General features: G+C 68.5%; 18 protein-coding genes. 9 read left to right on the forward strand and 9 right to left on the reverse strand.

Annotation, left to right across the window (positions count from 1 at the left end; translation table 11 throughout):
- Nucleotides 1-12 precede the first annotated feature (12 nt).
- The 6 genes from JWS13_RS25335 to JWS13_RS25360 all read right to left on the reverse strand — a co-directional run bounded on the left by JWS13_RS25335 (nt 13) and on the right by JWS13_RS25360 (nt 5196).
- Nucleotides 13-927, reverse strand: coding sequence for an SDR family NAD(P)-dependent oxidoreductase (locus tag JWS13_RS25335; RefSeq protein ID WP_206008114.1), 915 nt, complete (start codon nt 925-927; stop codon nt 13-15).
- Entirely contained in the window at nt 924-2228 is a 1305-nt protein-coding gene (locus JWS13_RS25340) for an MFS transporter (protein WP_206008115.1), read from the reverse strand. The genes JWS13_RS25335 and JWS13_RS25340 overlap by 4 nt, the downstream gene beginning before the upstream one ends.
- Before the next feature lie 67 nt (nt 2229-2295).
- Entirely contained in the window at nt 2296-3531 is a 1236-nt protein-coding gene (locus JWS13_RS25345) for an alpha/beta hydrolase (RefSeq protein ID WP_206008116.1), read from the reverse strand.
- Nucleotides 3528-3773, reverse strand: coding sequence for a hypothetical protein (locus JWS13_RS25350; protein ID WP_160100588.1), 246 nt, complete (start codon nt 3771-3773; stop codon nt 3528-3530). Before JWS13_RS25350 ends, JWS13_RS25345 begins: the two co-directional genes overlap by 4 nt.
- A complete protein-coding gene (locus JWS13_RS25355; protein WP_206008117.1) occupies nt 3770-4414 on the reverse strand; it encodes a VOC family protein in 645 nt (214 codons plus the stop codon). Before JWS13_RS25355 ends, JWS13_RS25350 begins: the two co-directional genes overlap by 4 nt.
- Before the next feature lie 23 nt (nt 4415-4437).
- The gene (locus tag JWS13_RS25360; RefSeq protein ID WP_087558582.1) at nt 4438-5196 is read right to left on the reverse strand and encodes a maleate cis-trans isomerase family protein; all 759 of its coding nucleotides are present in this window, start codon (nt 5194-5196) and stop codon (nt 4438-4440) included.
- A 277-nt stretch (nt 5197-5473) separates the two neighbouring features.
- Between JWS13_RS25360 and JWS13_RS25365 the strand changes: the two genes are divergently transcribed.
- The 5 genes from JWS13_RS25365 (at nt 5474) to JWS13_RS25385 (ending at nt 14236) form a co-directional block, all read left to right on the forward strand.
- On the forward strand, nt 5474-7576 hold the full coding sequence (locus tag JWS13_RS25365; RefSeq protein WP_206008118.1) for a hydantoinase/oxoprolinase family protein: 2103 nt from the start codon (nt 5474-5476) through the stop codon (nt 7574-7576).
- A gap of 12 nt (nt 7577-7588) precedes the next feature.
- Entirely contained in the window at nt 7589-9913 is a 2325-nt protein-coding gene (locus JWS13_RS25370; protein ID WP_206008119.1) for a hydantoinase B/oxoprolinase family protein, read from the forward strand.
- 55 nt (nt 9914-9968) lie between these two features.
- Nucleotides 9969-11666: a (2,3-dihydroxybenzoyl)adenylate synthase gene (locus JWS13_RS25375; protein ID WP_206008120.1), complete on the forward strand. Its 1698-nt coding sequence runs from the start codon at nt 9969-9971 to the stop codon at nt 11664-11666.
- Between the two features lie 147 nt (nt 11667-11813).
- Complete coding sequence (locus JWS13_RS25380; protein WP_206008121.1) at nt 11814-13397, forward strand: FAD-dependent monooxygenase; 1584 nt, start codon at nt 11814-11816, stop codon at nt 13395-13397.
- A gap of 38 nt (nt 13398-13435) precedes the next feature.
- A complete protein-coding gene (locus tag JWS13_RS25385) occupies nt 13436-14236 on the forward strand; it encodes a TetR/AcrR family transcriptional regulator (protein ID WP_206008122.1) in 801 nt (266 codons plus the stop codon).
- 31 nt (nt 14237-14267) lie between these two features.
- On the opposite strand, the gene JWS13_RS25390 is transcribed toward JWS13_RS25385, so the two are convergent.
- Nucleotides 14268-15071 (reverse strand): sugar phosphate isomerase/epimerase family protein, encoded by an 804-nt coding sequence (locus tag JWS13_RS25390; protein ID WP_206008123.1) that lies wholly within the window; start codon nt 15069-15071, stop codon nt 14268-14270.
- Nucleotide 15072: 1 nt separating this feature from the next.
- Nucleotides 15073-16230, reverse strand: coding sequence for a dihydrodipicolinate synthase family protein (locus JWS13_RS25395; RefSeq protein WP_206008124.1), 1158 nt, complete (start codon nt 16228-16230; stop codon nt 15073-15075).
- A 167-nt stretch (nt 16231-16397) separates the two neighbouring features.
- Between JWS13_RS25395 and JWS13_RS25400 the strand changes: the two genes are divergently transcribed.
- The 4 genes from JWS13_RS25400 (at nt 16398) to JWS13_RS25415 (ending at nt 19377) form a co-directional block, all read left to right on the forward strand.
- Nucleotides 16398-17156, forward strand: coding sequence for an SDR family NAD(P)-dependent oxidoreductase (locus JWS13_RS25400; RefSeq protein ID WP_160100570.1), 759 nt, complete (start codon nt 16398-16400; stop codon nt 17154-17156).
- Nucleotides 17153-17986: an aldo/keto reductase gene (locus tag JWS13_RS25405; protein ID WP_206008125.1), complete on the forward strand. Its 834-nt coding sequence runs from the start codon at nt 17153-17155 to the stop codon at nt 17984-17986. The genes JWS13_RS25400 and JWS13_RS25405 overlap by 4 nt, the downstream gene beginning before the upstream one ends.
- A gap of 87 nt (nt 17987-18073) precedes the next feature.
- Entirely contained in the window at nt 18074-18718 is a 645-nt protein-coding gene (locus JWS13_RS25410; RefSeq protein WP_206008126.1) for a dihydrofolate reductase family protein, read from the forward strand.
- A gap of 29 nt (nt 18719-18747) precedes the next feature.
- Nucleotides 18748-19377 (forward strand): alpha/beta fold hydrolase, encoded by a 630-nt coding sequence (locus JWS13_RS25415; protein WP_206008127.1) that lies wholly within the window; start codon nt 18748-18750, stop codon nt 19375-19377.
- A gap of 14 nt (nt 19378-19391) precedes the next feature.
- Here JWS13_RS25415 and JWS13_RS25420 read toward each other — a convergent pair whose 3' ends face one another.
- Nucleotides 19392-20174 carry an IclR family transcriptional regulator gene (locus JWS13_RS25420; RefSeq protein WP_206008128.1) on the reverse strand — a complete coding sequence of 261 codons (783 nt, stop codon included), beginning with the start codon at nt 20172-20174 and terminating at the stop codon, nt 19392-19394.
- Between the last annotated feature and the right edge of the window lie 74 nt (nt 20175-20248).

Raw genomic sequence — 20248 nt, forward strand, 5'->3', positions numbered from 1 at the left:
GCCGAGCGCCGGTCACGCCGTGGACTTCTGCATGCCGACGTAATTGCGGATCTGTGCGGTGGTGCTGTCGGTGCTCGACAGCCGGCTGAAGTCGCTGATCTGCGGCCAGTGTGCGGCAATGTCTTCGGGAGTTCTGGCGTCGTCGGGGAGGAAACAGCCTCGGGACTCGCGCATTTCGCTGACCGCGAAAACTCCGGCGCCCGCCCCGAGGACGGTCTTGGTCGGTGCGTCCGGAGACACCAGGAACAGGGCGCCGGGAGAGATTGCCTCCGGTCGCAGTGCCTCGGCGGCAGCGGAGTCGAGGATCGATTCGGTCATGCGGGTCGCGGCCAGTGGGGCGAGTGCGTTGACCCGGATGCCTTTCGGTTCGCCCTCGATGGCGAGGACGTTCATCAGCCCGACGAGAGCGGACTTGGCGGCACCGTAGTTGGCCTGTCCGAAGTTGCCGTAGATGCCGGACGCCGAGGTCGTCATGAGGATTCGGCCGTACTGCTGGGCGATCATGTGTTCCCACACCGCTTTGGTGCAGTTCACCGCGCCCATCAGATGGACGTCGACGACCGTGCGGAAGTCGTCGAGGGTGGCGTTGCGGAAGCTGGCGTCCCGCAGGATGCCTGCGTTGTTGATGAGAATGTCGATCCGGCCCCAAGCGGTGAGCGCCCGGCCGATCATGGCGGTGACCTGGGTGTGGTCGGTGACGTCGGCGTAGTCGGCGACCGCCGACCCGCCACGGGCGGTGATTTCGGCGACGACGCACGCGGCCGGGGTGTTGGGGGTGCTGTCGGGTGAGGTGTCGTCGCGGGACCCGCCGATGTCGTTGACGACGACGTGGGCGCCGCGGGCCGCGAGGGCGAGCGCATGGGCGCGGCCGAGGCCTCCGCCCGCGCCGGTGACGACGGCGACCTGTCCGGTGAAGTCGAGGGTCATCGCACAGCTTCCTGATCGGTGGCCGAAACGGCCGGTGTCGTGTTCGTGTCGTCGTTTCGCCGCGGTACCAGAGCGGTCAGTGCCGCGCCGACGACGGCGGGGGCGGCGAAGGCCAGCAACTGCCAGGTGCTGCCCGCGCCGATGGTGACGAAGAAGCCGCCGTACGTCGGTCCGATGATCGCCCCGATACGTCCGACTCCGAGAGCCATTCCGATGCCGGTGGTCCGGCATGCCGCGGGGTAGTGACCGCCGATGAACGTGTTGAGCAGGATCTGGGTTCCGGTGGTGCCGACGCCGGCGAGCAGCACCAGCAGGTAGACGACAGCGGTGGGCGGACCGGTGGCGATCAGGATCAGTGAGACTGCGGCGCAGAGGAATCCGATCGCGGTGACGGGTTTGATCCCGTACCGGTCGGCGAGTGCGGCGCCGCCGAGGGCTCCGACAGCGCCGCCGACGTTCAGTGTCAGCAGGAACGACAGCGCGGCCCCGAGCGGATATCCGGCCGACTTCATCAGGGCGGGCAGCCACGTCGCGACACCGAACAGCACCAGCAGGCACACCAGGGTCATGCCCCAGAACAACAATGTCGCGGTCGTCCGCCCGCTGCCGAACAGGGCACGCAGTCCGCGCTCGGGGTGCGGAACGGTCGAGGTGGCGGGCTCGGGTTCGAGCCCATACCGTGCGCCGATCGCCGTGGCCTCGGTCGCGCGGCCGCGGGAGGTCAGGTACGCGGGTGATTCGGGGAGATACCGGAGCATCAGCGGCAGGAACAGCAGCGCCGGAACCAGCCCGGCCACGAACATCGCCCGGAAACCGAACGTGGGCACGAGCCACAGGGACAGCACACCGGCCAGAATTCCGCCGATGCTGGTGCCGACGAATCCCATCGCCACCGAGCGTGCCCGGGTTCGGCTGTGGGAGAACTCGATCAGGGTGGAGGCGGCGGTCGGCATGAGGACGCCGGCACCGATGCCCACCGCCGTCCGGCCGACCCCGAACACCGCGGGGGTGGGTGCGAGTGCGCAGACACCCATCGCGGCGGAGAACACCAGGACCGCGGCGAGGAGGGTGCGGCGGCGGCCCCAGCGGTCGGCGACGCCGGCGGCGACCAGCGCGCCGATCAGCATGCCGACGCCGGTGAGGGAGCCGAGCATCCCGACGTCGGTGGCGTCGAGTTGCCAGGGCTCGTAGGCGAGGAGGGAGGGAACGACGGTGCCGTACATCAGCAGGTCGTATCCCTCGAGGACGAGGGCCATCAGGCAGAGCCCGATGACGGGGGCAGTGGTGGGGCGGGCAGTCATGTGTACTCCGCTCGACCGGGCACCCGACGACCGCGACGCGGTATCGGGTGCCCGGATATAAAGGGGGTCAGGAGAATCGGTCGGACAGCCAGGCGCCGATGTCGGCCGCGGCGAGGGCGGCCCCGGTGGGTGCGCCCTCGGCGATGGGCCCGCCGAAGTGGGTGCCGGCGACGCGGACGTGGGTCTTGTCCGTCGACCCGAGGGCATCGCACATGGTCTTGGCGTCGTCGGGGAAGCAGGCCTGGTCGCCGGTGAGTTCGACGAACAGGGCGGGGGTGGTCACGGCGGGAGCGCAGCGCAGGAAGTCGGCGTTGGTGCTGAGCCCGGACCACGTCGACAGCCAGGCGTCGGGGGTGGCGAAGCGGCCGAAGCCGACGAGTCCGTAGTTGGTCAGATCCGGCCGCCGGCCGAACAGCGACCCGTACGGGCGCTCGTTGGGGCTCAGCGACAGGTCGGTGAACCGCAGGTCCGCGTCGGTGCGGTAGACGGTGAGGACGCGGGGCACGAGGGCGGCGCGCCGGTCGGCGGGTTCGCCGGTGCTCTTGTACCGTCGGCGCGCGTCGGCGGCTTCCTCGACGCGCTGCCGGGCGATCTCGTCGAGGCGGGTGACGCGGTCGTGTTGCGCTGCCCGGTAGCGGGTGACGAACTCGGGTGCATAGGCCGAACTGTGCGGGGGTTCGGCGAATCCGTTGGCCGGGTCGAACGGATTCAACGCGGGATCGGCCGCCAACGGGTCGGACTCGTCGACGACGGACGGGTCGATCAATCGGAGCAGCAGCGCGCCCTGCCCGGGATGCGGAGCCATGAACACGGCGCCGTCGGGCAGCGGCATCTGCGCCCCGGCCAGATCGATCGGTCGTCCGGCCGGGGTGTGGGTCAACCGCTCCGCCGCGGGCAGACCGGCCTGCTGGTGATAGAACGCGAACAGAGTGCCGCCGCCCGAGTGCCCCAGAGTGACGACGTGCTCGAAACCCTTCTCGCGCAGAAAGACCTGACCGGCCGCGGCATCGAGCAGGGCCTGCTCGTGCACCAGGGCGACGTCGTTGTTGACCGAGCGGGTGCCCTGCGTCCACACCGCGTGGCCGCGGGCGAGCAGTTCGGGCACCAGTACGTGGTGTGTCAGGTCCTGGCGGGGGTGCATGAGCGCGACGACGGTGCGGGCGCCGGGGACGACCCGCAGCACGCCGGTGACCTTCGCCCCGTCGGCGGTCGCGAGTTCGTGCACGGACGTGACGGTGCTGTCCGGTGCCTGCGCGGCGTCGATGTACCGGCCGGCGCCGAGCCGCCGGGTGTCCGTGCTCATCGCGGCTCGATTCGCATGGCGTCCTTGTCCCACTGGGTGATCCGGGACTGCGCCAGTCCGGCGACGCTGCTGTACCAGACGGCGTGACGGCAGCCGGTGGCCCGCCGGTCGATGACGATGTGGGAGTCGGACACGATGCGGAAGTAGGGTCCGACGTGGTCGACGGTGACCGCCGGATCACGGCCGGCGACCTCCGCGACCGCGGTGTTCTCGGGGACGTCGAGGACGAACAGGGTGGTCATCGGGTCGCCACCTCCTTCGATTCCTGTTGCTGCTGCCAGGCGGCCGCGCGTTCGGTGATGAGTTCGGCCTTGCGGGTCAGCAGGGCGTCCATGCTGGGGTCGGGCCCGGTCACCACGTCGACGAGGGCGTCGATGGTGAGGTTGGCGTCGAGGTCTTCCTGCGGGGTGACCGGGCGCAGCGCCCGGGTGATCTCGATCATGTAGCCGTTGGGGTCGTGGGTGTAGATCGACTCGATCGTCTCGTGCTGGATCTGCATCTCCACCGGCCACGCGCTGCCGTCGAGGCGGCGGCGGTATTCCATCAGGTCGTCCTCGCTGTCGACGTGGATGGCGAGGTGCCGGGAGCGGATGAAGAAGATCGGCACGTCCTCGGCGAAGCGGGAGTACGAGTCACCCTGCGGTCCGCCGTCGAAGGGTTCGAGACCGAAGTAGTAGAAGAAGGCCAGCCGGTCGTCGTTGCCGATGTCGAAGAAGAAGTGGATGAAGTCGGGGTGTTTCTCCGGCCCCCACCCGGCCGCGCAGATCGAGTGGACAACGGGGAACCCGAGCACGTCGCGGTAGAACTTGACGGTGCCGGCCGGATCGAAGGTCGGATAGGCGACGTGGTCGACGCCTTTGACGGTGTGCTGCAGTTCGGACATGGTGAACTCCAAGGGGTTCGGGGTTACTGACGGGCGGCGGCCGGTGCGTCGGCGCGGAGCAGACTGCCGGCCCCGGGGATGTCGACGGGGAGGTCGAGGGCGCGCAGCAGGCTGTAGGCGCCGGCGGTGGCGGCGGAGAGGACGGGCAATCCGAACTCGTCCTCGGCGGCCTGCACCAGGGGAAGCGACGGCATCTGCACGCACGCGGAGATCACGAGTGCGTCCACGCCCTGCAGGTCGAGGGATCGGGCGGCGTCCATCACCCGGTCGCCGGGGATGCATCCGACCTCGGCGTTGTCGGCGACCTCGAGCGCGCGCCAGTCGTGGACCTGGATGCCCTCGGCCTCGATGTACGCGACGACCTGCTCGGCGAGGGGACGCAGGTACGGGGTGACGAGGGCGATGCGCCGGGCCCCGATCGCCCGGAGCGCTTCGATCAGCGCGCCGGCGCTCGAGCGGACCGCCGCCTCGGAGCCGCCGGTGGCGAGTTGTTCGGCGACCAGTCCTTCGACGCGCTGATGCTCACCCGGTCCGACCGACATGAGCGCGACCAGGCAGGCGTAGAGGATGGCGTCGACTCCGGCGTCGCCGAGTTCGAGAATGCAGCGCTCACGCTGGGCGTTCATCGCCCGCAGTTGCTCGGGTGAGACGGCCTGCATGCGCATCCGGCTGGAGTGGAACGAGAACTGTGCGTCGGCGTGCTGACCGAGCAGCGCCGGCATCTCCGTCTCGACGGTCACATTGGAACTCGGGACGACGAGTCCGATGCGATGAATGCCCATGGTGTGCCCTTCTGATGTCGAATTGTCGCGAGGCGGGGGAGTGAGCACCCCGGCATGCGTTGATTTACGCTCATGCCGAGTATTCGACGTTCGCGAAGATTCGTCAAGCCCCCACGTCCGGGCCGGTAAACGGCGCCCGGAACGTGACTGTCTTCACAGTCCACTCTTGACATGTCATCAGACACGTCGAATACTCGACATTGACGTAAGACGGTGTTGGAGGACGACCTCGCACCGGTCGAGAACTTCCACCTCATTTCGAAGGAGCGCAGAGGTAATGGCATATGTGATCGGAGTGGACGTCGGTGGCACGTTCACGGATGCGGTATTGGACGACAATGCCGGCACAGTTCTCGCCGCGAAGGCTCCCTCGACCCCGCCGGACTATTCGCAGGGCGTGATCGACGTCCTCGACGTGCTCGCCGAGCAACTGGGGTGCCCGGTCGAGGAGATGCTGGCGAACACACACCACATCGCGCACGGCACCACGTCCTCGCTCAACGCCCTGGTCATGGGGAACGTGCCGCCGGTCGGGTTCCTCACCACCAAGGGGCACCGCGACTCGATCTACATCATGAACGTCGAGGGCCGCTATCTGGGCAGCTCACCGGAGCAGCTGCAGAACGTGATGGGGCAGAGCAAGTCTCACGGACTGGTACCGAAGAAGCATGCCCTCGAGGTGACGGAGCGGCTGGACCGCGACGGCAACGTCGTCGTGGCACTGGACGAGGATTCCGCCCGCGAGGCGATTCACGCCCTCGTCGACGACGGGGTGTCGGGCATCGCCGTCTCGCTGCTCTGGTCGTTCCGCAACCCGGCGCACGAGCAGCGGATCCGCGAACTCGTCCACGAGATCGACCCGACGATGTTCGTGTCCCTGTCGAGTGAGGTCAGCCCGCGTATCCGCGAGTTCGCCCGCAACGCCACGACCATCATGAGCACCCAGATCGGCCCCGGGCTGCGGGACTACCTCGGCGAACTCGAGTCGAAGCTGCGTGACCGGAAGCTCGCCGGACCGCTGCTGGTGATGCAGAGCAACGGCGGTGCCGTCGCGGCCGCCGAGGCGCCGAAGAACGCGATCAGCACCGTCGGGTCGGTGCTCACCGGCGGCGTCGTCGGAGCGGTGTCGCTCGGCACCCAGCTCGGGCACCGCAACATCATCGCCACCGACGTCGGCGGCACCACCTTCCTCGTCGGACTCGTCGTCGACGGTGAGCCCGTGCGCGCGTCCAGCACGATCATCAACCATCACCCGATCAACGTCCCCACCCTCGAAGTGCACGCCATCGGGTCCGGCGGCGGCGCGATCGCCTGGGTCGACCAAGGCGGCAACCTGCAGATCGGCCCGCACAGTGCGCAGGCCGTGCCCGGGCCTGCCTGCTACGGGCAGGGCGGCACCGAACCCACCAACGCCGACGCGAACCTGGTGCTCGGGATCCTGCCCGAACGCGGCCTGCTCGGTGGCCGCAAACCACTGGACAAGGAACTCGCGCGGGAGGCGATCCGCACCAGGATCGCCGAACCCCTGGGGCTGTCGATCGAGGACGCCGCCGCCGCGATCTACGCGGTGCAGAACGCGCAGACCGGTGACCTGCTCCGCAAGACCGTGGTCGAGGCCGGACACGACCCGCGCGACTTCGTGCTGTACGCGTTCGGCGGTGCCGGCCCCGCGCACTGCGCCGCCTACGCCCGTGAGGTCGGGGTCCGCGAGGTCGTCGTCCCGCTCGGCCAGGTGGCCTCCGCGTTCTCCGCGTACGGTCTGGCGTCGTCGAACATCGTGCTGGCCGCCGAGCTGTCCGACCCGGCCGCGATGCCACTCGATCCCGTCCGGGCCGAACGCAACTTCGACCAACTCGAGCAACAGGTCCGGGCAGCACTCGACCGGCAGGGGCTGAAGTTCACCGGCGTGGAGGTCGAACGCGAGATCGACATGCGCTACACCATGCAGCTGGCGGAGGTGGCGACCCCGGTCCCGGCCGGAAGCCTCGACAGCGAGGGAGTCGCCCGGGCTTCGGACCTGTTCGAACAGCGCTACGCCGAACTCTACGGACAGGACAGCGGATTCCGGGAGGCCGGGATCCAGGCGATCACCTACCGGGTGCGCGTCACCGGCGTCCTGCCGTTCTCCCCCACCCTGCCCGAACTGAAATCCGCGGACTCGGCCGACGCGTCCGCCGCGAAGATCGGCACCCGCAAGGTGTGCCTGGACGGTCGGATCGGCTACGCCGACACCGACGTCTACGACTACAGCAAACTGCTCGCCGGACACGTCCTCCAGGGTCCCGCGATCGTCGAGGTCCCCACCACGACCGTCGTCGTCCCGCACGAGACCACCGGCACCGTCGACCGCCTCGGCAACCTCAACATCGTCGCCCAGTAGGAGCACCCGAAGATGACCATGCAAATCCCCGGCGCCGAAATTTTCTCGAGCCGACCGATCGACCCCGACGAACTTTCGCGCTCACTGCCGCCGTCGCTGCCCGTCCACAGCGTCACCCAGGAGCAGATCGACGAACTCGACCCGCTGACCTACGAGGTCATCCGGCACCGGCTGTGGTCGGTCACCGACGAGATGGGCGAGGCCCTCAAACGGATGTCCGGCTCCCCGATCGTCACCGACGCGAACGACTTCGACTTCGCGATCAGCGACGAGATCGGCCAGGAAGTTCAGGTCGGTCTGTACAACACGATGCTCGTCGGCGCCGTCGACCTCGCGATCTACTGGACCCTCCGGCACCGGGCCACCAACCCGGGCATCACCGAGGGCGACATGTTCCTGTGCAACGACCCGTGGGTCGGCGGCGGCCTGCACCAGAGCGACGTGATCGTCTATCAGCCGGTCTTCTACGACGGCAAGCTGTTCGGCTGGACCAGCGCCATCTGCCACGAACCCGACCTCGGCGGGTCCGGGCTCGGCTCGTTCGACCCGTCTGCGAAGGACGTCTTCTCCGAGTCGTTGCCCACCCCGCCGATCAAGGTGGTCCGCGACTACGAACTGCAGCGCGACGTCGCCGACGCCTGGGTGCGTCGGTCGCGGGTGCCGATGCTCGTCGGGCTCGACCTGCGCGCGAAGATCGGCGCCAACACCGTCGGCCGCAATCGTCTGCTCGCGGTGATCGAGCAGTACGGCGCCGACACCGTCAAGGCCGTGATGAAGCGGATGATGGCAGACGCCGAGGGGCGCCTGCGCGGCAAGCTCGAGTCGTTGCCGGACGGCACCTGGAAGGCCACCGGCTACCAGGACCAGTCCCACACCGGTGACCGCGGAATCCACAAGATCACCGTGGCGATGACGAAGACCGCGGACCATCTCACGTTCGACTTCACCGGCACCGACCCGCAGACCGGCGTCATCAACTGCACGTACGCCGGGATGCGCGGCGGCGTGATGCTCGCCCTGCTGCCGATCCTCGCCGGCGACATCCCCTGGTCCGCCGGCGGGCTGATGCGCTGCTTCGATCTGGTCTCCGAGGAGGGCACGATCAACAACGCCACGTTCCCCGCCGCGGTCAGCCGCGGACCGATCGGCCCGGCCTGGCTGACCGGGACGCTGATCGCCGAATGCCTGTCCCAGATGCTCGACCGTTCCGTCGATCTCGGCAAGAGTGTGCAGGCCGCGTGCTGCGGCACGTGGGACACCGCGGTGATCGCGGGTCTCGACGAGCGGCCCGAGCAGTCGGTGCCGTTCCTGAACATCATGATGGAACCCATGTCCGGTGGATACGGCGCCCGCCCGACCGCCGACGGCATGGACACCGGTGGCCTGTTCTGCATCCCGATGGGCCGGATCCCGGACACCGAGATGACCGAATTCCTGTACCCGCTGCTGACGCTGTGGCGCCGGGAGGAACCCGACTCCGGCGGGCCGGGACGCCAGCGCGGCGGTGTCAGCGCCTCGATCGCCGTCACCCCGTACGGCACCAGCCTGCCGATGGGGTTGGTCCTGGCGTCCGCGGGCAAAGCCGTCGCCCAGAACAACGGACTCGCAGGCGGATACCCCGGCAACACCGGGGTGGAAGTCCTCGCCCGCGACACCGGCGTGGTCGAGCAATTCGCTGCCGGTCGCATCCCGGGCTCGCTGGACGACCTCGGCGGCGGTCGCGAGTTCGGCGCCTGCTACGCCGAAAGCTACGTTGCCCCAGGCGAAGTGCTCTACATGCACTGGCAGGGCGGCGGCGGATACGGGGACCCGCTGCTGCGCGATCCGGCCGCGGTGGCCGCCGACGTTCGCGAGGGCAAGGTCACCGAGCACGGTGCCGAGACCGTCTACGGTGTCGTCCTCGCCGACGGTGACGCCGACGAGATCCGCACCTCGGATCGGCGGGACGAGATGCGCACGGAGCGCCGGGATCGCTCCGGCGGAACCCCGGCCGATGCCCCGGTGGTCGACCTCGCCGGGGCGCGCCGGCTCGACGACAACCTCGCCGAGGTCACCGTGGGAGACACCCGGGTGATCGCGTGCGCCCAGTGCGGACGCCTCCTCGGCGACGAGAAGAACAGCACCTCGCTCGATCTGGCACGTTTCGAGGGCCCGTCGTCGACGGCCGGGCCGCAGGTCACCTCCGATCCGGCGGAGTACGTGGACACCCCCGTCGTCTTCCGGCAGTTGTGCTGCCCCGGTTGCTGGACTGCCGTCTACTCCGGCATCGTGCCCGCCGATCACCCCGATCACGCCCTCGATGTGGCCCGGCTCCTGCCCGCGGTGGCGGAGCGGTGACTTTCCGGGTAATCGCACACCGGGTAATCACACAATGGAGGGAAGGAGGACAGCGGTGACATTCTCGGACTGGGGCGGACGCCTCGTCACGTTCCCCGAAAACCGGGCCGCCCGCTATCGCGACAGCGGGGCGTGGAGCGATGACCCCACTGGGAGGCGGCTGCATCAGGTCGCCATCCGGTTCCCGGATCGGCCTGCCGTGATCAGCGCGGAAGGCTCGATGAGCTTCGCCGAGTTGGACAGGCGCACCGACGAGATCGCCGCCGGACTGGCCGGGCTCGGACTCCGCCGACTCGATCCGGTGATCTTCCAGCTGACCAATCGGCTCGAAACGGTCCTCGCGTGGTACGGATGCATCAAGGCCGGGCTGGTCCCGGTGGCCACCCTGGCCGCGCACCGCATGCACGAGATCGGGCACGTCAGCCGGACGGTCGGCGCCGTCGCCCACCTCGTCGAGGCCGGACTGCCCACGTTCGACCTCGTCGAATTCGCCCGCGAGCACGCCGACGGCCACCCCAGCCTCCGGCACGTCATCACCGTCGGAGACGGGGCGAGCAACGAGGGGCCGGACGTGATTCGACTCGAGGATCTCGGGGCCGGCGCCGATCCCGCTGCGGCCCGCGCCGCCGTCGAAAAGATCGAGGCGCAGACCGATCCGCTCGACGTCGCCGCGTTCCAGCTGTCCGGCGGCACCACCGGTGTCCCCAAGGTTATTCCACGCATCCACGCCGAGTACTGGAACAACGCCCGGATGTACGCGCAGCGGCTCGGGTGGGACCAGGACAGCCGGGTGGCGCACCTGATCCCGATCATCCACAACGCCGGAATTTCGTGTGGGCTGCACGCGGCGCACTCCGTCGGGGCCTGCCTGGTGCTGGCCACCGCCGATGCGCCGACGGCCTTCGCGTTGATGGCGAAGGCGCGGGCGACCGAAGTCCTCATCGGACACGGCCACTACCAGGCGGTGCTGGGCCCGGACTTCGACAAGGCGCGGGAAACGCTGCGCCGCGTCGTCCTGTCCGGTGCCAAGGTCCCCGCCGAAGTGTTCGACCGCGTCGACGACGGGGCCGGGCATTGGGCGGGGCAGTTGTTCGGGATGTCCGAGGGACTGTTCACGGTGACCCCGCTCGACTCCCCCGCGCGGGCCCGCCTGACCACGGTGGGCACCCCGATCGCCTCCGACGACGAAATTCGCATCCTCGAACCCGGCGGCGAGAGCGAACTCGCCGACGGGGAGGTGGGTGAATTGTGTTGCCGCGGGCCGTACACCATTCCCGGCTATTTCGACGCGGCCGAGCACAACGCGGCCGCCTTCACCTTCGACGGCTTCTACCGCACCGGAGATCTCGCCGCGATCACCGTCATCGACGGCGAGCGGTACGTGTCGATCGAGGGCCGCATCAAGGACCTCATCAACCGGGGCGGTGAGAAGGTCAACGCCGAGGAAGTCGAACTACTCCTCCTCGAGCACCCCGGCATCTCCGATGTCGCGGTCGTCGCCATGCCCGATCCCCGCCTCGGGGAGAAGACGTGTGCGTATCTGATCGCGAAGGGCGGGGAAGATCTGCCGCTCACCGAGATTCAGGAGCATCTCGCGAAACTCGGCGTCGCGAAATTCAAGTGGCCGGAACGGCTCGAGTGGGTACCCTCCCTGCCCCACACGAACGTGAACAAGATCGACAAGAAGCGGTTGCGCGCCGAGATCGCGGCGAAACTACTCGCCGAAGCGGACGCGCCTCACGCGGTCGTGTAGGGACCGCAGCGCGAATCGACTGCGGATCACCACTTTCGGGGCATGCCTGCACAGGTGTGCCCCGAAAGTCGTTCACCCTGCTGGATTGACCGATCGACATATACGTAGAATAATCAACACAAACGTCACACAGACTGGAGTCAGCCCATGAACCTCGAGCGAGTCGCAGTGATCGGCGGCGGCCCCGGCGGTCTCTACGCCGCGAGACTGCTCAAGCGAAGCCGCCCGGACGCCGAAGTGACCGTCTACGAACAGAGTTCGCCGGACACGACATTCGGATTCGGTGTCGGTCTGGCCTCCCGAACGCAGCGCAACCTCCGCGACGCCGATGCCGCGTCGCTGGACGCGATCGTGGCCGCCGCTCACGCGCACGAGATGTCGATGCAGGTCGGGAGCGAGGTTGCTCGGCTCGCGCACGGCGATCTCCTCGCGATCGCGCGCACGACGTTGCTCGCCGTGCTGCAACAGCACGCCCAGGACGCCGGCGTGCGCCTGCGCTTCGGCGAACGGCGCGAAGCCGCGGACCTGGACGCGGACCTCGTCATCGCGGCGGACGGGATCAATAGTGCCACCCGCGCGCAGCTCACCGACGAGTTCGAACCCCGAATCGACACCGGCGCCGGACTGTATCTGTGGTGCGGAACCGACTTCGCACTCCCCAGCGCCATCTTCGTCCCGGTCACCACCGAGCACGGCACGTTCGTCGCCCACGCCTACCCGTACGCGCCGGACCGCAGCACCTTCCTCATCGAAACCGATGAAGCCACCTGGCGGCGAGCCGGATTCGACGTCTCCACCGATCGCACCGAACCGCAGGACAGCGACGAGGTCTCATTGCAGTACCTGCAGGACGCGTTCGCGGAAACTTTGCAGCACCATCGGCTCATCGGAAACCGCACGAAGTGGATGCGGTTCCGCACCGTCAGCTGCAGACGCTGGCACAGCGGCAACGTCGTGCTCCTCGGCGACGCCGCCCATACCGCGCACTACTCGATCGGATCCGGCACCAAACTCGCAATGGAGGACGCCATCGCGCTCGACCACGCCCTGACGAGCGCGTCGAACATCGACGACGCCCTGACCGAGTACGAGCGGGTCCGTCGTCCCGCCGTCGACCACCTCCAGCAGATCGCGCACCGCAGCGAACTCTGGTGGGAATCGTTCCCGCAGCGCATGGACCTGCCCGTCGACCAGCTGATGATCGCGTACATGACCCGGGCGGGAAAGGTCGGGCTGGACCGGTTCGCCGAATCGGCGCCGACGATCGTGTCCCAGGGCCTCGCGAGTTACGCGAGCCGGCCCGCCGACAGCGTCTCCCCTACCGACATCACGGACTGGATCCTCGCGCAACCACTCGCCCACCACGGCGCCGACTTCGCCACCCGGATCGCGTCGGCAGACCTGCGCGGAGCGTCCACGACGGCAGTTGTCGCCGTCGCGTGTGCTACCGCCTGGGACGCGGAGGCCGACGCCGTCGTAGAGAACGCACCGCAGGCGGAGACGCTGTGGCTCACCGGCCCGGACTCCCGCGCCGCCGTCCTCAACCGTCTCGACCTCGCTGAACGTCTACTCCGGGCCACTTCGGCGACCATTGTTGTCGAGGCCCCCGCGACCTACCGGGCCGATGTGGCGGCCGGCCTCGCGAGCGCACGAGCGCACCTCGCGTTCTTCACCGAACCGGCGGCCACCGAACCCGAGCCGGTCATGTCCGGTACCCGAGCACCGGCATGACTGCGCGGACCGCATCCGGCTCGCACTATCCTTCGGGCATGACACGTGAGCAGGCCACGCCCGGCCGGCGAGGCCGCGGCAAGGCAACGGCCGGCCCGGCAGCGCAGCCCACCGAGGACAGCGCCACCGGCCGGAATCCCCGCCGCGAGCTGGTCGAGAAGCAGATCATGGAACAGGCCACGCGGCTGTTCGCCGAGCGGGGATTCGCCAGCACCACCCTGCAGGACATCGCCGACGCCACCGGTCTGACCCGGCCCGCCCTCTACCACTACGTGGCCAACAAGGACGAACTGCTCTCACGGCTGGTCAGCGAGAGCACGGAAACTCCGGCTGCCCTGCTGCACGAGATCAACGAGCGCACCGAACTCGGCCCCACCGAGAAACTGCGCGAAATGGCGGTCGCCATCGCCATGCACCAGGGTGAGAACCCCGACCGGTTCAGGCTGATCATCCGGTCCGAAGCGGAGCTTCCGGAAGACATCGCGCGCAGGTACCAGCAGAGCCGACGGCACGTGCTGAAGGAATTCATCACCGTCATCGAAGACGGCATCAAAGCCGGCGAGATGCGCCCGGCCGATCCGCGGACGTCGGCACTCGGCATCATCGGCATGCTCAACTGGATCGCCTGGTGGCACCAGCCGGGGAAAAAGGACGACGACCGCGCCGTCGCCGCCCAACTCGCGGACATGGCACTGCGCGCCGTCGTTCACGAAGAGTCCACCCCGACCGGGCTCGAAGGACCCGCACGGGCCATCGCGCTGCTCCGGCAGGACCTCAACTACCTCGAACGACTCCTCGAGAGCACGCCGAACACCTCGGGCGACGATTCGGACGGCTGAGCGGCGACCCGCCTGGCAGAGTGGATGACGCTCAGATGCGGGCCAGGCCCTCGGCGGCGGCCTCGGTGGCGACCAGGGCGGTCTCGGCCCACCACCGGTCGCTGAGGACTTCGACCTCCACGAGCCCTCGATAGCCGGCGCGCTCGCACTCGGTGACGAATCCGGTCATGTCGATGCAGCCCTCGCCGGGCATGCCGCGGCTGCTCAACTCCCCGTGGATCGGGGTGATCCAGTCGGCGAGCTGGACGGAGAACAGCTTGTCGCCGGCCCGCGTGATTTCCTTGCTCAGGTGAACGTCCCACCACACGTGATACGAGTCGATCCCGATCCCCACCAGGTCGGAGTCGATGGACTCGACCAGATCGTTCGCCTCCTGCAGCGACGTGATCACGGATCGGCTCGACGCCATCATCGGGTGCATCGGTTCGACGGCGAGCCGCACCCCGGCCGCTCGCGCGTAGGGCTCGAGTTCGGCGATGCCGTCCCAGACCTGCCTGCGGGCGCCGGCGAGGTCGCCGTAGGCGGCGCCGCACACCAGGTACAGGCAGTCCGCATCCAGGGCGTGCGCCTGATCCACGGCGATCCGATTGTCGTCCATGGTCTTTCGTCGCTGCGTGGCGGTCGGTTGCGGGAACATCCCGCCGCGGCAGACGCTGCTGACCCGCAGACCCGACTGCCGCAGCCGGGTGGCCGCCCCGGTCAGGTCCAGGTCCTCGAGCACGTCCCGCCACAGGCCGACGCCGCCGAACCCCCACTTCTCGGCGAGGTCGGCCACTTCGGTGAATCCCGATCCCTTGATCGTGACGGAGTTGAGGCTGCACCGCGAGAGGTCCATGTCAGCGGATCCCGTGCACCGCGAAGTACGCCGAGGCGCGTGCGGCGGTGAAATCGGGATCGGTGAACAGGCCGATCGCGTCGGCGGCGCGGACCAGTTCGGCGAGGTGCGTCAGGCTGCGGCCGGTTTCGAAGCCGCCGATCATCCGGAAATGGTCCTGCTTGCCGCCCAGGTACGCCAGCCACGCCACGCCGACCTTGTAGTACTGCGTCGGTGCGGCGAACAGCAGCCGGCTCAGGGTTTCGGTGGGGCCGAGGATGTTCCGGAAGCCCTGCTCGTCGCCGTCGTCGAGGCGGGCGAACGCGGCGGAGGCGAACGGGCCGAGCGCGGCGAACGCCCCGAGGAGGGCGTCGCTGGTGTGGGTGCCGTCGCCGGCGATCAGGTCCACGTAGTTGTAGTCGTCGCCGGTGAACACCCGCACACCGTCGGGCATCCGACGCCGCAGCGCGATCTCGAGCGCCGGGTCGAGCAGCGACACCTTGATGCCGCGCACCCGTTCGCGGTGGCTGTCGATGATCTGCAGGACGGTGTCCATCGCCGCCGACGGGTCCGCGGACCCCCAGTAGCCGTCGAGTGCGGGGTCGAACACCGAACCCAGCCAATGGAGTACGACCGGCCGGGTGGCGGCCGACAGCACCGCGTCGTAGACGGAGAGGTAGTCGTCGGGGCCGCTCGCCGCCCGGGCGAGGTGCCTGCTGGCCATCAGCACCACCTCGCCGCCGGCGGATTCGATCGCTTCGACCTGCTCCATGTAGGCGTCGCGGATCTCCTCCAGCGAGGGCGAATCGGTCTTCAGCTGATCGGTGGCGACACCCACGACCACCCGGCCACCGACCGACTTCGCGTCGGTGAGGGTGCGGACGGCGAGTTCGCGGGCACCGGCCCAGTCGAGCCCCATGCCGCGCTGCGCGGTGTCCATCGACTCGGCCACCCCGAGCCCCAGCGACCACAGGTCGCGGCGCAGTTGCAGGGTGGCGTCCCAGTCGATCTGGTCTGCGGCGTTCTCGGCGGACGCGCGCAGCGGATCGGCGACCACGTGCGAGGCCGCGTACACCGCCCTGCTGGTCGGCGCCGTGGACCGGGTGTTCAGCCGGGCGGGCTCGCCGAACGCGAGTGTGCGGGTGGAACCGTCGGAGGTGGGAAGGGCGATCGAGGCCATACAAACTCCTGAAATCGTTTTCTTGCCGAAGTGAAACCCACCATATACGCTGATGAATATCGAGGTCCAGGTTAAATATGGATCAGATTTCGGAATGAAAGCATTTTCTAGCGCGTTGCAGGGCCCCATGGTCACTTCGCCGCGCGGCATCGGAAGGGAGCCACGACGTGGGCGCAACAACACAGGGCAGCGGGGTGACGACCCTGAGCGGCAAGGCCGCCATCGTCACCGGCGCGGCCGGAGGAATTGGATCCGCAATCGCCAGGGCGCTCGCGGCGCAGGGCATCGTGGTGGTGGGTGTCGACGCCGACCCGAAGATCACCGAGGTCATGGACGGGATCGGTGGGCACGGGCTGTGCGGGGATCTCACCGATTCCGCCTTCAGTGCATCCGCCGTCGACCTCGCCCAGCAGGTGGCCGGGAGTCTCGACATTCTGATCAACGCGGCAGGCATCCAGCTGCGGACCCCCGCGATCGATGTGGAGGAGGACGGCTGGCAGCGGCTGGTCGACGTGAACCTCTCGGCCGTGTACCGGCTGACCCGGCAGGCGATGAAATCGCTGATCGCGTCGGGCGGCAGTGTGGTCAACATCGCCTCGCTGTCCGCCGATCGCGCGGTGCCCGGCATCGTGCCCTACGGCGCGACCAAGGCGGCGCTCACCCAACTCGGCAAGGGACTGGCGGTCGAACTGGGACCGCAGGGTGTGCGCGTGAACACGATCGCGCCGGGCTACATCGAGACCCCGATGACCGCCGAAGTTCTCGGCCAGGAGGAGTTCCGCGCCCAGAAGCTGAGCCGGATTCCGTTGCAGCGGTTCGCCGACGGTGACGACGTCGCCGATGTCGTGCTCTTCCTCGTCTCCGACGCCGCCCGGTACGTCACCGGCGTCGTGCTGCCCGTCGACGGCGGGTACTCGATCACATGACCGAGGCAAGGACGATTCCGTCGGTCACTCTGAGCAACGGGGTCGTGATGCCCGCCATCGGATTCGGGGTGTTTCAGATTCCCGACGACGCCATGGGCACCACCGTCCGGCACGCACTGGCGGCCGGGTACCGGGCCTTCGACACCGCTCCGATGTACGGCAACGAGCGCTCCCTCGGCCGCGCCCTGAGCGATTCCGGTGTGCCCCGCGAAGAACTGTTCGTGACCACCAAGGTCTCCAACGAAGACCAGGGCTACCAGTCGACCCTCGACGCCGTCGAGAAGAGCGTCGCCCGCCTCGGTCTGGATTACGTGGACCTGTGCCTGATCCACTGGCCCGCCCCCGCTCGTGGCGCGTACCTGGACACGTGGCGGGCACTCGAACAACTCCACGCCGCCGGACGTATCCGGGCGATCGGCGTCTCGAACTTCCAGGCCGATCATCTGGACCGGCTGCTCGAGGTCGCCGCCGTGCGTCCGATGGTGAACCAGATCGAAATACATCCACTCCTTCCCCAGCAGTCGATGGTGGAACTGCATCGGAGTCTGGGCATCCACACGCAGGCGTGGGCACCGCTTGCCCGTGGCCGGTTGCAGGAGAACCCGGTACTCACCGAACTCGCACGCCGGCACGACGTGTCCCTCGCTCAGCTCGTGCTGCGGTGGCATCTGCAGCGCGGCACCATACCTCTGCCGAAATCGTCTTCACCGGAACGGATGCGCGCGAACATCGACGTGTTCGACTTCGAACTCGACGCCGACGAGATCGCGCAGATCTCCACACTGGGACGGAACGAGAGAACGGGGCCCCACCCCGACGACGTCAACTGAACCAGGGCCCAGCCCTCGCGCCGACGAGATTGTCCCGCCCCGGAGTCCCTTCCTCGTTACCATCGTCGAGAGCGCAGGAGGAACCGAGTGAGTCAGCTGCTGAGAGTCCAGAACTTCAACGTGTCGAGAGACGGGTTCGGTGCCGGTGACGGCCAGAGCCTCGAGAGGCCGTTCGGTCATGCCGACCCCGGTGTCCTGTTCGCGTGGGCGGGTGCCACGGCCAGTTGGCCCATGCGCACCGATCCCGGCGGGAGCCGCGGCCTCGACGACTACCTCACTCGGGACTACGACCGCAATATCGGCGCCGAGATCATGGGCCGTAACAAGTTCAGCCCGCATCGCGGGCCCTGGGCGGATTACGAGTGGCGCGGCTGGTGGGGCGACGAACCCCCGTTCCACACCCCGGTATTCGTGCTGACCCACCACGTTCGCCCGTCGTTCACGCTCTCCGACACCACGTTCCACTTCGTCGACACCGATCCGGCCACGGTCCTCGAGAAGGCGCGGGAGGCGGCGCAGGGTAAGGACGTCCGGCTCGGCGGCGGGGCCACCACCATCCGGGAGTTCCTCGACGCCGACCTCGTCGACACCCTGCACGTGGTGGTTTCGCCGATCGAACTCGGATCCGGGGCACGACTGTGGGAATCTCCCGACGAGCTGCTCGACCGATTCCACTGCGACGTCGTGCCCAGCCCGAGCGGCGTCACCCACCACCTGTTCTGGCGAAAGTGACCTGCGGCGCACTTCGATAAGGTTGAGGAATGAGGGCCGTACTCGTCCTGATGTCGGCGCTGCTCGTGATGGTCGTCGCGGGTTGCTCCGTCAATGACGACCCGCCGTCGACGGGTGGTGACGCCACCGGCACCAGGATCGAGGTCGGCGGAGACGACGCGCTGCAGTGGGGCGACGGCCAGTACGGGGTGGTGCTGGCCCACGGTGCCGTCTTCGACGCCGCCAGTTGGGAGGATCAGGCCACGGCGATCGCCGATCAGGGCGCCACTGTCATCGCCGTGGAGAACATCTCGCCGGAGTCGATCGCGGCCGCCGTCGCGAAACTCCACGACGACGGTCATGCCGACGTCGCGCTGATGGGCGGAAGCGCGGGCGCCGACGCGATCCTTCAATTGGTGTCGCAGCAGCCCGGACTCCCCCACCAGTTGGTGTTGCTCTCCCCCAACAAGGTCGTCGACGGCCTCGGCGACGAGCCCAAGCTGTTCATCGCCAGCGAGGACGAACCCGTCGCCGACGTGTCGCAGCAATTAGCCGACAACTCACCGGGCCAGAACAACGACGTGATCCTCCTGCCCGGCTCCGACCACGGGCAGAACATCTTCGACGGCGAAAACGCCGACGCGGCCATGGGTGCGATCCTCGAGCGGCTGGCCGGCTGATTCCGGCGCGGACCTCAGTGCGTTCCGATTTCGGTGAGCGCTCGCGTGATGCTCAGTGCGGTGGTGTGCACGGCGGGCCCGACGCGCCGGATGTCGACCTTGCCGATCCACCCGGACGCCGAGACGGCGGCCACCGGTGGACCGTCGCCGCCGCGGACGGCACTGGCGACACACGCGACGCCGGGCGCCGACTCCTCGTGCTCGTAGGCGATGCCGGTCGACGCGATCCGCCGCAACTGCCGCACCAGCGCTCCGGGCGTGGTGATGGTGCGCGGACCCACCCGCGACAGCCCGGCCGCGACCACGGCCTCGAACGCCGCGGGCGGTGATCCCGCGAGTAGGGCCTTGCCCACCCCCGTCGCGTGTGCGGGGAGACGCCCGCCCACGCCGGACGGCAGCCACGGCGCATCCCGCCCCGGCAGGATCTCGACGTACACCACCTCGGCCCCGTCGAGAATCGCCAGGTGCACCGTCTGCCGTGTCGCTTCGCGCAGGTCGGCGAGGAACGGCAGCGCCACCTCACGGACCGAACGTCGCCGCGACGCCCGTTCCCCGAGTTCGAACAGCCGCAGTCCGAGCCCTACCTTGACGCCGCTGCGCTCGAGAAACCCGACGCCTTCCATCTCCTTCACCAACCGCGACACCGTCGCCTTCGGGATCCCGGTGCGCCGGGTCAGCTCGTTGACACCCAGCGCCGTGTCGGTGGGTCCGAACGCCGCGAGCAGATCCGATATCCGCCGGACCACGGACGTCGGCTCGTCACCCGCCGAAGAAGTGTTCCGTTCTACGGGACTCATTCGTTGAGTATCCCCATTCGGCCCGGCACAGTACAAGCAACGACGGACACCACGTCACAAGAACGAAAGACTCC

This window comes from Rhodococcus pseudokoreensis, assembly GCF_017068395.1.
GTDB lineage: Bacteria > Actinomycetota > Actinomycetes > Mycobacteriales > Mycobacteriaceae > Rhodococcus_F > Rhodococcus_F pseudokoreensis.